This window comes from Clostridium muellerianum (assembly GCF_012926525.1).
In the GTDB taxonomy this organism is placed as follows: Bacteria; Bacillota; Clostridia; order Clostridiales; family Clostridiaceae; genus Clostridium_AM; species Clostridium_AM muellerianum.
In genome coordinates, this window is the sequence record NZ_JABBNI010000047.1 from 1 (window position 1) to 15,551 (window position 15,551).

The 15,551-nt window shown below is 30.7% G+C and carries 14 protein-coding genes; 12 read left to right on the plus strand and 2 right to left on the minus strand.

From position 1 onward, the window contains the following. Both HBE96_RS18100 and HBE96_RS18105 read left to right on the plus strand, forming a co-directional pair. Positions 1–914 (plus strand): DDE-type integrase/transposase/recombinase (locus HBE96_RS18100; RefSeq protein ID WP_169299119.1); only part of this gene is annotated, 914 nt, incomplete at its 5' end. 828 nt (positions 915–1,742) lie between these two features. After that, positions 1,743–2,180 carry an ACT domain-containing protein gene (locus HBE96_RS18105; RefSeq protein WP_169299120.1) on the plus strand — a complete coding sequence of 146 codons (438 nt, stop codon included), beginning with the start codon at positions 1,743–1,745 and terminating at the stop codon, positions 2,178–2,180. Between the two features lie 436 nt (positions 2,181–2,616). Here HBE96_RS18105 and HBE96_RS18110 read toward each other — a convergent pair whose 3' ends face one another. Together HBE96_RS18110 and HBE96_RS18115 are read right to left on the minus strand one after the other, a co-directional pair. After that, positions 2,617–2,799, minus strand: a complete 183-nt coding sequence (locus HBE96_RS18110) for a GNAT family N-acetyltransferase (protein WP_206154994.1) — start codon at positions 2,797–2,799, stop codon at positions 2,617–2,619. 25 nt (positions 2,800–2,824) lie between these two features. After that, positions 2,825–4,228, minus strand: a complete 1,404-nt coding sequence (locus tag HBE96_RS18115) for a leucyl aminopeptidase family protein (RefSeq protein WP_169299121.1) — start codon at positions 4,226–4,228, stop codon at positions 2,825–2,827. A gap of 152 nt (positions 4,229–4,380) precedes the next feature. Between HBE96_RS18115 and HBE96_RS18120 the strand changes: the two genes are divergently transcribed. From HBE96_RS18120 to HBE96_RS18165, 10 genes are all read left to right on the plus strand, one after another. Beyond that, positions 4,381–4,887 (plus strand): GNAT family N-acetyltransferase, encoded by a 507-nt coding sequence (locus tag HBE96_RS18120; protein ID WP_169299122.1) that lies wholly within the window; start codon positions 4,381–4,383, stop codon positions 4,885–4,887. 72 nt (positions 4,888–4,959) lie between these two features. Then, positions 4,960–5,688: a hypothetical protein gene (locus HBE96_RS18125; protein ID WP_169299123.1), complete on the plus strand. Its 729-nt coding sequence runs from the start codon at positions 4,960–4,962 to the stop codon at positions 5,686–5,688. 321 nt (positions 5,689–6,009) lie between these two features. Continuing rightward, on the plus strand, positions 6,010–6,270 hold the full coding sequence (locus HBE96_RS18130; RefSeq protein ID WP_169299124.1) for a DUF4321 domain-containing protein: 261 nt from the start codon (positions 6,010–6,012) through the stop codon (positions 6,268–6,270). 11 nt (positions 6,271–6,281) lie between these two features. Further along, positions 6,282–6,857 (plus strand): Maf-like protein, encoded by a 576-nt coding sequence (locus tag HBE96_RS18135; RefSeq protein ID WP_169299125.1) that lies wholly within the window; start codon positions 6,282–6,284, stop codon positions 6,855–6,857. A gap of 14 nt (positions 6,858–6,871) precedes the next feature. Beyond that, positions 6,872–7,558, plus strand: coding sequence for a RadC family protein (gene radC / locus HBE96_RS18140; protein ID WP_169299126.1), 687 nt, complete (start codon positions 6,872–6,874; stop codon positions 7,556–7,558). Positions 7,559–7,593: 35 nt separating this feature from the next. Continuing rightward, a complete protein-coding gene (locus HBE96_RS18145; protein ID WP_169299127.1) occupies positions 7,594–8,604 on the plus strand; it encodes a rod shape-determining protein in 1,011 nt (336 codons plus the stop codon). Positions 8,605–8,616: 12 nt separating this feature from the next. Continuing rightward, entirely contained in the window at positions 8,617–9,471 is an 855-nt protein-coding gene (mreC, locus tag HBE96_RS18150) for a rod shape-determining protein MreC (protein WP_169299128.1), read from the plus strand. Positions 9,472–9,481: 10 nt separating this feature from the next. Further along, positions 9,482–9,973: a rod shape-determining protein MreD gene (mreD, locus tag HBE96_RS18155; protein ID WP_169299129.1), complete on the plus strand. Its 492-nt coding sequence runs from the start codon at positions 9,482–9,484 to the stop codon at positions 9,971–9,973. A gap of 15 nt (positions 9,974–9,988) precedes the next feature. Further along, a complete protein-coding gene (locus tag HBE96_RS18160) occupies positions 9,989–12,676 on the plus strand; it encodes a penicillin-binding transpeptidase domain-containing protein (RefSeq protein ID WP_169299130.1) in 2,688 nt (895 codons plus the stop codon). 189 nt (positions 12,677–12,865) lie between these two features. Beyond that, positions 12,866–15,538 carry a penicillin-binding transpeptidase domain-containing protein gene (locus HBE96_RS18165; RefSeq protein ID WP_169299131.1) on the plus strand — a complete coding sequence of 891 codons (2,673 nt, stop codon included), beginning with the start codon at positions 12,866–12,868 and terminating at the stop codon, positions 15,536–15,538. Positions 15,539–15,551: the final 13 nt, after the last annotated feature.

Here is a 15,551-nt window from a genome sequence, read left to right on the forward strand (position 1 = left end):
CTAAAGATTTAGAAACTGTTGATAAATATAAATACAAACTCCACTACATCTATCGTGAATTTACTATAGATTTTTTTAAGATGGACTTACATGAACTTTCTTCTAGAGCGATTAACTTTAAGTATAGGAAGTTCAATGCTCACATTATGGGACTTTGCCTTACTTATCACGTAAATCTTAAATTATCTACTAGACAAACAGCTCATGCTATGGAAGAAGTACATGGAATAAAGATTTCACATACCATGGTAGCAAAGTATGCTATGACTGCTGCCGCAGTTATAAAGCCTTTTGTTGATACCTTTGACTATAAACCTTCTAATATTCTTTCTGCTGATGAAACATATATCAAAGTTAAAGGTATAAGACACTACGTTTGGATTATCATGGATGCTTGTAAAAAGTCCATATTAGGCTATCAAGTATCTGATACTAGAGCTGTAGGTCCTTGTATTCTAACTATGCGTATGGCTTTTGAAAAGTTCAAAACCTTTCCAGGTAAAGCCTTGAAGTTCATTGCAGATGGATATAGTGCATATCCTCTTGCCAGCCAACAATGTAAAATACAAAATGGCTGGGACTTTGATGTTACACAAGTTATAGGCCTTACTAATGATGATGCTGTATCTGAAGAGTTCCGCTGGGTAAAGCAAATAGTAGAGCGTCTTAATCGCACCTTCAAATCTTCTTACCGTGTTACATGTGGTTATGGAAGTGAAAATGGTGCTCTTTACGGCGTTTCTCTTTGGGTTGCCTATTATAATTTTCTACGTCCACATCCTTATAACTACTGGAGACCACTAAACGAGTTAGAGATTTTAAGCAATGCTGGCAATATGCCAGCCAAATGGCAATTACTTATTTATCTTGGTCAAGAAACCATTCTAAAAATGCAAGAAAATCCAGTGGCTTAAATGCTATTTGTTTTTAGATTTTGAGCCAGAGGCAAATACCCAGCCACCCTACGGGCTTGCCCTTGATGGCGTTACAAATAAATGCTAAAATGCTGTGAACAAGACGGTGAAATCTATCTGTTTTTGAGTTTCTTCGCCGTCGGTGATAACTTCAGTGCATTTATTTGTCATGCAGTCAAGGGTGGCGATTATAGCAACCTAATCTTATCTTTGAAAAAATAAGCAACCTCATGAGCTCTTACAAGCATATTTTTTGAGCGTTATTTTTTCATAGCAAACTTTACACTATCAAATCGAATATTACAATATTTAGTATAACATACATTTTGAGAAAATAGAATAATTGTAATTTCAAAATGATAAATATATTACTGATTTATCATTTTGAAACTACATCTTCATATCATTATGATAAAAGTGGAAAGAGAAAGTTGAGAATTATAGCTTTAAAGTGTTGGCATAAAAAATGCTCATATATTATGTGAATACAGATTTTAAATTTATTTTAATGTCCCTAAACCTAATTTAAACCCTATTAAAAAAAGCACTATAGAGAAAGTATATTTCTCTAGGTGTTTTTTTATAAAATTAGTTGCTTTAAATTATAAAATATTTTCAAATGTGTTATTATAAAAGTATGTTTCTATAGTATTTTGCAGGATAATGATGTTTTAATTAAAACTCAATAAAAAGTAATTTTAAAATAATTGATAATGATAAAATTTATAGATTGAAATTGCCCAATAATTATGATAGTATTAATAACAATATTTATTACGTTATAGGAACACAAATGTATTCTTTGTACAAACAGAAATGAGGGGTTTTATGAATAATAAGCATTTAATAATTGACACAAAAATTCTTCCAGAGGTATTTATAAAAGTTGTAAAATTAAAGGAATTATTAAGAAACGGAAGAGTAAAGGATATTTCTGAAGGGGTAAAGGAGGTAGGAATAAGTAGAAGTACTTACTATAAATACAAAGATTGTGTATTTACTTTGTCTGAGGGAATAACAGGACACAAAGTTACATTAGGACTGGTTCTTGCGCACGAAGCAGGTACTTTATCCAAAATACTTGATAAAATAGCTTTAAGAAGAGGAAATATACTTACAATCAATCAAGATATTCCTATAAATAATGTAGCAAGTGTTACTATAACTTTTGATGCATCTAAATTAGAAATTGAAGTTAATGATTTACTTGAAGAACTTAGATCAATTAATGGTGTTGTAAAAATAGATTTAGTAGCAGTAGAATAGATAGAAATTAAAAAATGTGGCACAACTGTGAGTAACCGAAGAAACGTTAAGCTGTATTTCAGCTGATATATGTTGTGCAGAAACACTCGCTTCATTTAAGAAGTTCTAATGCCTGAGATATTAAAAAATGCCTACCTCCTCAAATGTGACCTCCTGTCACTTTCGGAGCTTTTGCCGTCCTGGCAAAAATCACGTCATTTTTCAATATCTCAAGCATAAGAACTTCTAAAATTTGCTCGAATGTTCCTGCACAACATATATCAGCCTTCATACAGCTTAACGTTTCTTCTTACTTCAGTTTACATATATACTATTATCTTAAAAACGTAGCTTTCATAATAATTATTTTTTATTTAAGGTTTTAATATAATGTTGAAATATGACCTTAAAAAATTATAGGTGGAATTATAAACCCATAATTCGTGATATATGAATATTATGAATCAGTCCACTCTTCTCTTAAAATTGCCATAACAATCTTATCATGAAAATTTCCTTCCCTATAAAATGCTTGTTTCATAATTCCTTCTGTTTTAAATTTTGCTTTTTTATATGCCTTGATTGCGCCTATATTTTTTTCAGAAGCAGTAAGCATAATTCTATTTAATGCGGACTCCACCTAAAAAGTTGTGTCGCAATATGCTTTATTTATCATCTTTCATTATATACTCTATAAGAGTTCTTGCAGGTAAAGCATTAGAACCTTTGTCATAAGGGGCTGTAGCTTTTGAACTGTAAGCACAACCTGCTATATCAATATGAGCAAAGTTTATGTCCTCACAAAAACTTTGTAAAAACATACCACCTATTATAGCTCCACATTTGCCCGATGAATTTTTAATGTCTGCTGCTTCTGATTTTAATTCATTCATGTATTCTATATTGTTAGGTAGCCTCCAAAAATTCTCACCTACGCGTTTTCCGCAGTTTATGATATCGGAGGCAAGTTCATTAGAATTACTTAAAAGTCCTATATTAATATCTCCAAGGAAATTAGAACAAGAACCTGTAAGTGTAGCTATGTCTATTATAGTTGTAGATCCAAGTTCCTTTGCGTAGGATATAGCATCGCATAAAATAAGTCTTCCTTCAGCATCTGTACTTGTTACTTCAACAGTTTTCCCACTGTATGTAGTTATTACATCACCAGGTTTATACGCACAGCCTGAAGGCATATTTTCTACTACGGGAATTAAAGCTAGTATATTCTTTTTAGGTTTCAATGCAGATATACATTTCATTACAGCTAAAACTGATGCGGCACCTGCCATGTCTGATATCATATCTGCCATTCCTTTTGAAGATTTTAAGGAAATACCACCACTGTCAAAAGTAACACCTTTTCCAATTAAGGATAGAATTTTCTTATCTTTGGGGTTTCCAAAATACTGCATGACAATAAGCCGTGGATTAAGGACACTTCCTTTACCTACGCTGCATATGCAATTCATACCTAATTGCTTTAACATATATTTGTCCAGTATTTCAATGTCTAAATTTTCGTGCTTAGCAATATTTTCGGATTGCTGGGCAAGGTATTTTGGAGTTATATAGTTGCCTGGCATGTTAACCAGCTGACGTGAAAAGTTAATATTTCGACCTATCGTTAAACCTTTGTTTATAGAATCCGTGGATTTTGAAATTATATTTATGTTTTTAAGTTTAATTTTATTTTCTACCTTTTTTACTCCATTATATTTATATAAAGAAATTTCAAGACTTTCGGCTATAGTATAGTTAAAATCCGTTGTAAAGGTAGGTAATACATCTAATTCAGTTAATGAATTTTTTAATTTTAATATAGCATGACCTAAAGTTTTGAAAAGTTTTACTGAATTGAATTCTTCTGTAGTACCTAGTCCAAGCACAAAAATATTTTTATATTTACATTTCCCTAAAGTATTAATGCACTCCAGTTCTTTATCCTCCCCTGTGTTTTCAGAAAATTGTAATATAGATTTGATGTTTTCTGGATAGTTCATTTCAAAATTTTTAAATTTAAAAATCAGTAAATTAGAATAAGTCTTATTGTCCGATACACTTATCATAAAACATTCCCCCCTAGAAAAATATATAAATATGATATCATATTTTTATAGTAAATGTTTACATGTTTTATAAAATAAAAGGAATTTAAAATCTAATGTAGAATTTCTAAATTAAACAGAGTTTTTTAAATGTAAATTAAAGAGGTGAATTTATGTTAGATATTGAAGTGAAATTTCATGATATAGAAATATCCAATATAAATAAAGAAGATTTAGAACAGGTACAAAAGTGGATGGAACTTCAAAAAAGTTTTTTACGTGAAGAAACTGATGCAGATGATTTAAAGGAAAGATTTTTAGAAAGTTATATTAGCGAGTGTGAATTTTTCTTGAAGATAAATAAAAACTCCAAGTTAATAGGTATTTTAAAAGGAAGATTAGAATTTAAAAATCCAAGTGAAGCCTGGATATGGTTTTTCTACCTTGATGATAATTATAGAAATACAGAACTTACTAATGCAACTGCAAGAAATATTATGAAGTATTTTTATAGTGAGTATGGAGTTAATATATTTTTAACTAGAATAATAAAAGATGATATAGAGAGTATAAATTTTTGGAAAGGCTTAGAATTTAAAAGTATAAGAATTGTAAAAAACTTTTATAAAATTCATGATGAGTATAAGGATATGATAATTATGAAAAAAGTTGGAATATAGTTCTTTTATAGGAATAAATTTTCCTGCACCTAAATATTAATAATGTAGAACATTTAATTTAGGGGTGAGAAAATGAAATACACACGATATGATTTAAAAAAGAAAAAGGATAGTAAAACTTTCATTCTGCTTATATTTTTGATACTTGTTTTAGCTTTTTTATTTGCAACTATAATTTTTCAGGTTTTTACAACAGATTATAATAGTGGAAAAGATTCAAAGAATGAAATGAGTACTGTGCAAAACACTTCAAATCAAAAAAATCAGAAGAACACAATAGGTAAAGAAAATTCTCAGGAAATTAAGTTTATAGTTGTACAGGGAGGAATATACCAGAACAAGGATAATGTTGAAACAGAAAAAAACTTATTAAATCCTTATGGTACTCCGTTTACTGTAACTGAGGATAATAAAACTAGAGTATTACTTGGTATATATGCTGAGGATCAAGGTGAAAAAATTGTAAAATCGCTTAACGATCAGAAAGTTGATAATTCTAAAATGGTATTTACGATAAATAAAACAGATGTATGTGATGCAGAAATAGCTGAATTAGTAAGCGCGGACATACAAATACTAAACAAACTTTCAGAAAAGGATGTTAAAGCTATACAAACAGCAGATTTGAAAAAGTGGTGTTTAACCCTTAAAAATGTAAGCAACAGTAGTAAAAATGCAGATGTATTAAACCAATTTAAAAATTATGTAAATAAAATGCCAAAAGAAATTTCTAAAGATAAAGCAGGGGAAAATTACAGTTATTTATATGAAGTATTAAAAAAAGTAGGAAGCAAAAAATAATAATTTAGAAAAACAGATTTTAAAAAGTTATTTTTAGCTTATTGTAAAATATAAATGTATACAGATAAAAGCTATGAAACCAAGGTGCTAAAATGCATGGAGTTTCATAGCTTTTAAAATTGAAAGTAGGATTCCATCATTAAATATTATATATTGTTATTTTAAGACAACCTATTTGTATATTTGTGATAAAATTATAAAATCTATTATATTTTGATCTATTATATTAAAATTTTTTTAAACAATACTATGATGGACTTGTTTATGCTTTTATTAAATGATAAACTATACTAGATATGTGATTAAGGTAGGGGATTTATTTTGAGAGGGGCTGAAAAAAGTATAAGTTTTTTGTGGTTTATAATATTCCTAGGAGCGGTATGTGGAAGCCTTATAGGCGATATACTAGGGAATAATTTAAGCTTTTTGAGTTTTTTGAGAAATTCTTATACTATAGGAACGTCTACACCAATTTCATTAAATCTTAAAGTTATGATTGTAACTTTAGGACTAAACTTTAATATTAATATTATGACTATAATTGGCATAATTATGGCTATAATATTATATAAAAGACATTAGGAAGGTATATAATGGATATTATTTTAGCATCAGCTTCCATTAGAAGACAGGAACTGATAAAAAGATTAACAAATGATTTTACAGTACTCGTAAGCGATTTTGATGAAAGTACTGTTGAATTTAAAAATGATTGTGCGGCCTATGTTATGGACATAGCACAGGGAAAAGCCCAGTGGGTTAAAAATAAAGTTAAAAATCAAGCTTTAATTATAGGTTGTGATACCATTGTGTCTTTCAATGGAAAAGTACTAGGAAAACCTAAAAGCGATGAAGATGCTTTTAATACACTTAAGATGTTAAGCGGAAATATTCATGAAGTATATTCTGGATTAACATTACTAGATAGCTTCTCGGGAAACATAAAAAAAGACTTTGTCTGTACAAGAGTGAAATTTTCACCTTTATCAGATGAAGAAATTAAAAAGTACATAGAAACAGGAGAACATAAGGATAAAGCGGGTTCCTATGGCATTCAAGGTTATGGAGGAATTTTTGTTGAAGAAATTCACGGTTGCTATTATAATGTTGTAGGACTTCCTTTAAATAAATTGTCAAAAATGTTAAAAGGGATGGGGGTAAATCTATAGAGGGAGTTTAATTAATGGAACAAACATTGAAGATTATGGATTTACCTGAAAATGAAAGGCCTAGAGAAAGACTATTAAGATATGGTTCGCAAAGTCTATCAAATGCTGAACTTTTAGCTATAATATTAGGATCTGGTACTAGAAAAGAAAATGTACTAACTTTAAGCAGCAGAGTTATAAAAGAAACTGGAGGCTTAAATGGTCTTTTAAAATCAACAGTAGAGGATTTTATGAATCTTAGTGGGATTGGAGAAGCAAAAGCAGCACAACTTATGGCGTTATTAGAACTTTCTAAAAGATTTAAATCCTTTAGAGATGGAGAACAGTATAAGATATCTAAACCTAAAGATGCAGCAGAACTTGTTATGGAAGAAATGAAAAACTTTAAACAGGAGCATTTAAAGGTTATTATGTTAAATACAAAAAATGTTGTGATGTTTATTAAAGATGTGTCCGTTGGAAGCTTGAATTCATCTATAGTTCATCCAAGGGAAGTGTTTTGTGATGCTATAAGAAAAAATAGTGCTTTTATAATTGTGTGTCATAATCATCCATCAGGAGATCCACATCCTAGCAATGAGGATATAAGTGTAACAAATAGATTAAAGGAATGTGGTAAACTTTTGGGCATAGAGCTTTTAGACCATTTAATTATAGGTAATGGAAAGTACATTAGCTTAAAAGAAAAAGGAATAGTGTAAAGTTTGAAGTGTAAAGGTTGAAAGGAGAAAATAAAATGGGATTTTTTGGAATATCTAGAGATATGGGAATTGATTTAGGAACAGCTAATACTTTAATATATGTTAAGGGAAAAGGTATTGTACTTAGTGAGCCATCAGTTGTGGCAATAAATAGTGATGTTAAGAAGGTTCTTGCTGTTGGTGAAGAAGCAAAGCAAATGATAGGAAGAACTCCAGGAAATATAGTAGCAATAAGACCATTAAAAGATGGTGTAATAGCTGACTACGATGTTACTCAAACTATGCTTAAAAAGTTCATAGAAAAAGTAAGTCCTAAGTCTGCATTTACAAGCCCAAGAATAGTTATATGTTTTCCATCAGGAGTTACTGAAGTTGAAAAAAGAGCTATAGACGAAGCAACAAAGCAGGCAGGTGCTAGAGAAGTATTACTTATGGAAGAACCTATGGCAGCTGCTATAGGAGCAGGACTTCCAGTAAATGAACCAACAGGAAGCATGATAGTAGATATCGGAGGAGGTACTACTGAAGTTGCAATAATATCTCTTGGTGGTATTGTTACAAGCAAGTCTTTAAGAGTAGCTGGAGATGAATTAGATCACGCTATTATAAATTATATTAAGAAAGAATATAGTCTTATGATAGGAGAAAGAACAGCAGAAAATGTTAAGATAAACTTAGGTTCAGCTTTTGATATTGGAGAAGATGAAACTATGGAGATAAAAGGAAGAGATTTAATATCAGGTCTTCCTAAAGTTGTAAACATTACTGAAAGTGAAGTAAGAGAAGCTTTAAAAGAGCCAGTATCTCAAATAATAGATTCTATTAAAACTACTTTAGAAAAAACACCACCTGAACTTGCTTCCGATGTTATGGATAAAGGAATTATGCTTGCAGGAGGCGGTGCAATGCTTAAAGGATTGGATCAGCTTATAAATAAAGAAACCCATATGCCTGTTCATATAGCAGAATCTCCTCTTGATTGTGTTGCACTTGGTGCAGGAAAAGCATTAGATACTATTGACAAAATAATAGCTAGCAGAAAATAGTATATAAAGAATATGAAGATTTTTAGAAATAAACTGGCGGTAACTATTGTAGTACTGTCAGTTACATTTTTAGTTTTAATTTCACAAAGTATCAAGAGAGATAAAATGTTTTTCTTAGGCAATGGGATAGGCTTTACCTTTAATCCAATACAAGGTGGTATTTATGGTTTTAATAGTAAGATTAAACAATCCATAGGGTTTATTTTTAATTTTTCAAATGTAAAAAGAGAAAATGAAGATTTGAAAAAGAAAAATAGTGAGCTTGAAAAAAAGCTTATTGAGTATAATTCAATTAAAAGCGAGAATACAGAATTTAAAAAGATGCTTAATTTTAAAGAGCAGAATTCAGATTATAACTACATAGGTTGTGACATAATAGGAAAGAGCGGAAATGGAATATTAGATCAATTTATCATAAATAAAGGCAGTAAAGATGGTATAGAAAAGCAGCGTATAGCTATAACAGGTGAAGGATTAGTAGGTCAGGTAACTTCTGTAGGAAGCAACTGGGCTATAATTCAGACATTAGGTAATGAAAATCTTGCAGTAAGTGGAATACTAGAAAGTACCAACGATAATGGAATAGTTAGAGGATATAAGGATAACAATAATGAATTGTTTGCTAAATTATATTATCTTCCTCAGGCTTCTAAGGTAAAGGTTGGAGATGCAGTAGTAACATCTGGTTCTACAGCTGAAGATGTAGGTAATTATCCTAAAGGTATTAGAATAGGAACTGTAACAGAGGTAGAAGATGATAAGGGTAAAGTAATGAAAAATGCTGTTATTAAGCCATATGTGGATTTTAACAAAATTGAGAAGGTTTCTATAGTTATACCTAAAAACAAAATAGATGTGAAACAATAAGGTGATATAAATGAAAAAAATATTAGTGCTATTTCTTTTATCAATTTTATTTTTCATGTTAGATAATGTAGTTATGCCATTTTTAGCTATCAAAACCATATATCCCAGCTTACTTTTAGTGTTCTGTATATGTTATTCTATTGTAAACGGGAAATGGGAAGGTTTATGGCTGGGAGTTTTTTGTGGTATGCTCCAGGATGTATATTTTATAAATGCATTTGGAATAAATACATTACTTAATATGATTATGTGTTTAATAGCAGGAGTCATAGGAGAAAATATATTTAAGAAAAAAAGTATGATTCCTATAGGTTCATGTTTTCTTTTGAGTCTATTAAAGGGTTTAATAGTGTTTTTAACATTGTATTTAAACAAAATATATACTGGGGTTAGTGATGTACTTTTTATAAGTCTTTACAATATGGTTGTAAGTATTATAATGTACAAGAAAATTTATAGGCTCTGTGGAAAGGAATATATGCAGAGAAGATGGAGATTCTAGAGGAATGGTGATTTTATGGTAGGTAAAAAAGAAAAAAAGTTTACTCGTTATACTGTTTTAATAGTGATTATGGTGATTGTATTTACTGCTATTTCCTCAAAGTTAGTTATTCTTCAAATCCTTGATGGTGAAACCTACGCAGAAAAGGCAAACAACAAGTCCATAAGGGAAATACCTGAGGCAGCACCAAGAGGAAATATTTTAGATAAAAATGGTTCTGTATTAGCTTCAAGTAATATAGCTTATATTTTAGTTTACAATCAAACAGATGAAAGTGATAAACACTTTTTTGATACTATGAGTAAGGTATTTGATCTTCTTGATAAGAATGGTGAAACTCAAAAAGATGATTTTGAACTTAAAATAAATCCATTTAGTTTTCAATTCAGAGGTGATGATGAGGAAACTAAAAGAGCACTTGAAATAAAATTTAAAACCGATAGAGGATTTGCAGATGAAATAAAAAATAAGTTATATAAGGGCAAAAAAGGTGAGCTTACAAAGGCGGAAAAGGCAAAAGTTGATGAAGAGCTTCTTAAGATAACACCAGAAGAAACTTTTAAAAAGCTTGTTAAACAGTATAAAATTGATGATAAAAAATATACAATAGATCAGCAAAGAAGATTTATGATAATAAAAGATACATTAAAAATGAACAGTTTTTCAGGCTATAAGCCAGCTGTAGTCGCAAACAATATAAAGAAGGATACTGCATTCAAATTTTATCAATTGTTAAATGATTTTCCTGGAATAGATGTAACTACCCAACCTATGAGAAGTTATCCAAATGGAGAGGTAGCATCTTCTGTTTTAGGATATATATCCAAGATAGGTGCAGGGGATGATAAGTATGCAGAAAAAGGATATGATACTAGTACGGATTATGTAGGTCAATCTGGAATTGAAGCTGCTTTTGAGGATAGACTTAAGGGATCTAAAGGTGGAGAGATTGTAAAACTTAACAAGCAAGGAAGAATACTTGAACGACTTGGGAAAAGAGATCCTTATCCTGGTCAAACAGTTCAGCTTACAATAGATAAGGATGTACAGGCAGCTACAGAAAAGGCGTTAGATGACAGAATGAACTATTTAAGAGCAAATCCTTCTGAACAATTAGGTTCTTATACGGCGAATGCTACTAGAGGAGCAGCGGTGGCTATAGATGTAAATACAGGCGCCGTAATAGCACTAGCAAGCAGGCCAGGTTTTGATCCAAATGCTTTTGCAGCGCCAGGGGGACTATCTTCGGATCTATATAATAAATACTATCCAGATGTAACTGAAGAAGGAAAAGAATACATTGAAAGAATGGGTATTTCAGGAGAAAGTGAAGAAGATACATTAAATAAATTATTTCCTGTGGATAGGAGTGTAAAAGGTAAAACAGTAAGACAGGATGCTAAAGATATATTACCGAAACCATTATTTAATTATGCTACTCAATCAAGATCTATGCCGGGATCTACTTTCAAAATGATGACAGCAATTGCAGGTCTTGAAAGTGGAGTAATAACTCCGGATTTTGGTGTTGATGATGAAATGTACTTTGATAAAGGTGGCGGACTGTCTGGAAGAGTATATTTTAGAAATGATGGCCCAAATGGATGGGTAGATTTAGCAAAAGCTATAGAAAAATCAAGTAACCCATATTTCATGACTGTAGGTAAAATGCTTAGAAATCAATATGGTGATGATATTCTTGCTAAGTATGCATGGAAATTTGGTTTGGGAGCTGATCCTACTTCAGATTCTAAAAAATCTACAGGAATAGAAATACCAGAAGCATTTGGACAAGTATATAACCTCTGGTCTTTAAAGAATAGTTATTCTCAAACTTATTTATGGACAACTATGGAAAAGCTAAAAGCTGGCTCAGATGATAGAGGAAATAAGTTTACACCTATAGATTTATATGATAGAGATAGCGATTCAAGTAAGATTAAGAGCATAAAAGGTGATATAAAGAAGCAGATACAAAGTTCAATAAAAGATGGAGAGAAGGCTTTTAATAAGGATACTTATAAAAGTTTAATTAGCAGTTTAATACAGACAGATCCTCAATATAAGGATAAAAATATAAGTGAAAAAGAAATAAAGTCTATGATAAGTGCTATTTATTATGTAACAGTTTCTGATGCTAATAGTCAGATTAGAGCAGGATTCAGTATGTATGATGCTTCTATAGGACAAGGTATAGATGCATTTACTCCGGTTCAAATAGCAAACTATATTGCAACTATTGCTAATGGTGGAACAAGATATAGTGTACATCTTGTAGATAAATTTTTAGATGCAAATGGAAAGTTAATTGAACAAGTAAAGCCTGAAGTTGCAGAAAAAACAGGGGTTAAACCTGAAACTTTAGAAGCAGTTAAAGCTGGAATGAATGCAGTTAATGAAAAAGGTACTGCAGCACAAGCATTTCAAGGTTTCACTATACCAACAGCAGGAAAAACAGGTACAGCAACTATAGCTAATGATCAGGGGGATTTTGGAAGAACAGATACAGCAGTTTATGTTGGATTTGCACCTTCAGATAAACCTCAAATAGCTGTCTGTGTTATGTTGTATGATGGTGGTCACGGTAGTGGAGCAGCTTATGTTGCAAGAAGTATGTATGAATCATACTTTAAAATAAACACTAACACCAAGTCAAATACTAACAGTGACTCAAATAATACAGCTGCATCAGACAACAATTAAAATAATTATTGGATAATTAGATAAGATATATGTAAGTGGAAGTGCTTACGTATATCTTTTTTTATTATTTTAAATAGAAGGAATTTTTTAATTATTATTGAATTATTATACATATTATGTTATTTATTATATGTATACGTTTTTATATAAATATTATAGTTTTACAAAATTTAAAGGAAGGATGATTTAATGTCTGAGGGAAAAGAAAAAAGGTTTACTAGATATACTGCTTTAATAGTAATTATGTTAATTATATTTGCGTCTATTTCTGCAAGATTGTTTGTCCTTCAAATTCTTGATGGACCGGTGTATAAAGAAAAATCAAATAATAAGTCCATAATAGAAATACCTGATGCTGCACCGAGAGGAAAGATTTTAGATAAAAATGGTTCAGTACTAGCTTCAAATGATCAAACTTATATTTTAGTTTATAATCAAACAGATGAAAGTGATAAATACTTTTTTGATACTATGAGTAAAGTATTTGATCTTCTTGATAAAAATGGGGAAACTCAAAAAGATGATTTTGAACTTAAACTAAATCCATTTAGTTTTCAATTTAGAGGTGATGATGAGGAAACTAAAAGGACACTTGAAATAAAATTTAAAACCGATAGAGGACTTGCATATGAAATAAAAAAGAATTTGTATAAAGGTAAAAAGGGAGAGCTTACAAAGGCAGAAAAGGCAAAAATTGATGAAGAGCTTCTTAAAATAACGCCAGAAGAAACTTTTAAGAAGCTTGTTAAGCAATATGAAATTGATGATAAAAAATATTCTATAGATCAGCAGAGAAGGTTTATGATAATAAAAGATACATTAAAAATGAATAGTTTTTCAGGATATAAACCAGTAATAGTTGCAAACAATATAAAGAAGGAAACTGCATTTAAGTTTTTTGAACTTTTAAATGAGTTTCATGGGATATATGTAACTACACAACCTATGAGAACTTATCCTAATGGAGAAGTGGCATCTTCAATTTTGGGGTATGTATCAAAAATAGGTTCCAATAATGATAAGTATACAGAAAAAGATTATGATGTTAATACAGATTGCATAGGGAAATCTGGAATTGAAGCTGCTTTTGAAGATAGACTTAAGGGGTCTAAAGGTGGAAAAATTGCTAAACTTAACAAACAGGGAAGAATACTTGAAGAGCTTGGCAAAAGAGATCCTTATCCAGGCCAAACAGTTCAGCTTACTATAGATAAAGATGTGCAGGCAGCTACAGAAAAAGCATTAGATGATAGAATGAAATATTTAAGAGAACATCCTAATGCACAGGAAGGCTCTAATACATCTAATGCTACAAGAGGAGCAGCTGTGGCTATAGATGTAAATACTGGTGCTGTAATAGCTCTAGCAAGCAGACCAGGATTTGATCCTAATGCTTTTGCAGCTCCAGGTGGGTTATCTTCGGAGTTATATAAAAAATATTATCCTGATATAAATGAATTTGGAAGAGAATATATTCAAAGAATGGGTCTTATGAGTTATTTTTCAGAACAAAGTGAAGATGATGTATTAAATAAGTTATTTCCTATAGATAAAAGTGTAAAAGGTAAAACAGTAAGACAGGATATTCATGATGTGTGCCCTAAACCTCTATTCAATTATGCTACTCAATCAAGAGTACCTCCAGGATCTACTTTTAAACCTATGACAGCAATTGCAGGACTTGAAAGTAAAGTAATAACTCCAGATTTTGGTGTAGATGATCAAGGGTTCTATGATATAGGAGGAGGAAATATTATACCATTTAAGTTAGATGGAGCTAATCGTTGGGTTGATCTAACACGAGCTATAGAAAGATCCAGTAATCCATACTTTATGGAGGTAGGTAAACTTTTAAGAAAGTATTTCGATGATGATCAGTTAGCTAAATATGCATGGAAATTTGGTTTAGGGGCTGATCCTAAGTCTAATGTAAAGCCAGCTACAGGTATAGAAATATCTGAAGCCTTTGGCCAGGTATTTAATAGCTGGTCACAAAAAAATCAGTATGCTCAAACATATTTATGGAAAGCTATGCAGGAATTAAAATGTGGAGAAGATGATAAAGGAAGAAAATTCACATCTATAGATTTATATGATAGAAGTGGAGATTCAGATAAAGTTAAGAATTTAAAAAGTGATATAAAGAAACAAATACAAAGTGCAATAAAGGATGGAGATAAAGCTTTTAATAAAGAAAATTATAAGAGTTTAATTAACAGGTTAATACAGTTAGATACAGAGTATAATGGAAAAGAAATAAGTGAAAAAGAAATAAATTCTATAATAAACTATATTTATTATAGGACAGTTTCTGACGCTTATAGTCAAACTAAAGTAGGAGCACCATTGTATTTTGCATCTATTGGTCAGGGCATGGATGAATTTACTCCAGTTCAACTTGCAAATTATATTGCAACTATTGCAAATGGAGGAACAAGGTATAGTGTACATCTTGTAGATAAATTTTTAGATGCTGATGGAAAGTTAATTGAACAGGTTAAACCTGAAGTTATAGGAAAAACAGGAGTTAGCGCGGAAAATATAGAGGCAGTTAAAGCTGGAATGGCTGCAGTTAATGAAAGAGGTACTGCATCACAGGTTTTTAATGGATTTAGTATAAAAACAGCAGGAAAAACAGGTACAGCAAGTTTGAATGATCAAGAAACTTTTGGAAGAACTGACTTTGCTGTATATGTTGGATTTGCACCTTTACAAAATCCTAAAATTGCTGTATGCGTTATGATATTTGATGGCGGTCAGGGAGCCGGATCTGCTTATGCAGCAAGGGATATTTATGAGGCGTATTTTAATAAGTTAAATAATAGTAGTACGGTAGTAAGTAAAGCTAATGAAAATAATTAAAATGATTATTTTT

What these genes read in the sequence shown, in the direction of transcription:
- HBE96_RS18135 (WP_169299125.1), top strand. Translation starts at nt 6,282, where the DNA reads ATGGATATTATTTTAGCATCAGCTTCCATTAGAAGACAGGAACTGATA.
- radC (WP_169299126.1), top strand. Translation starts at nt 6,872, where the DNA reads ATGGAACAAACATTGAAGATTATGGATTTACCTGAAAATGAAAGGCCT.
- HBE96_RS18125 (WP_169299123.1), top strand. Translation starts at nt 4,960, where the DNA reads ATGAAATACACACGATATGATTTAAAAAAGAAAAAGGATAGTAAAACT.
- HBE96_RS18160 (WP_169299130.1), top strand. Translation starts at nt 9,989, where the DNA reads ATGGTAGGTAAAAAAGAAAAAAAGTTTACTCGTTATACTGTTTTAATA.
- mreC (WP_169299128.1), top strand. Translation starts at nt 8,617, where the DNA reads ATGAAGATTTTTAGAAATAAACTGGCGGTAACTATTGTAGTACTGTCA.
- HBE96_RS18105 (WP_169299120.1), top strand. Translation starts at nt 1,743, where the DNA reads ATGAATAATAAGCATTTAATAATTGACACAAAAATTCTTCCAGAGGTA.
- HBE96_RS18120 (WP_169299122.1), top strand. Translation starts at nt 4,381, where the DNA reads ATGTTAGATATTGAAGTGAAATTTCATGATATAGAAATATCCAATATA.
- HBE96_RS18165 (WP_169299131.1), top strand. Translation starts at nt 12,866, where the DNA reads ATGTCTGAGGGAAAAGAAAAAAGGTTTACTAGATATACTGCTTTAATA.
- mreD (WP_169299129.1), top strand. Translation starts at nt 9,482, where the DNA reads ATGAAAAAAATATTAGTGCTATTTCTTTTATCAATTTTATTTTTCATG.
- HBE96_RS18145 (WP_169299127.1), top strand. Translation starts at nt 7,594, where the DNA reads ATGGGATTTTTTGGAATATCTAGAGATATGGGAATTGATTTAGGAACA.
- HBE96_RS18115 (WP_169299121.1), bottom strand. Translation starts at nt 4,228, where the DNA reads ATGATAAGTGTATCGGACAATAAGACTTATTCTAATTTACTGATTTTT.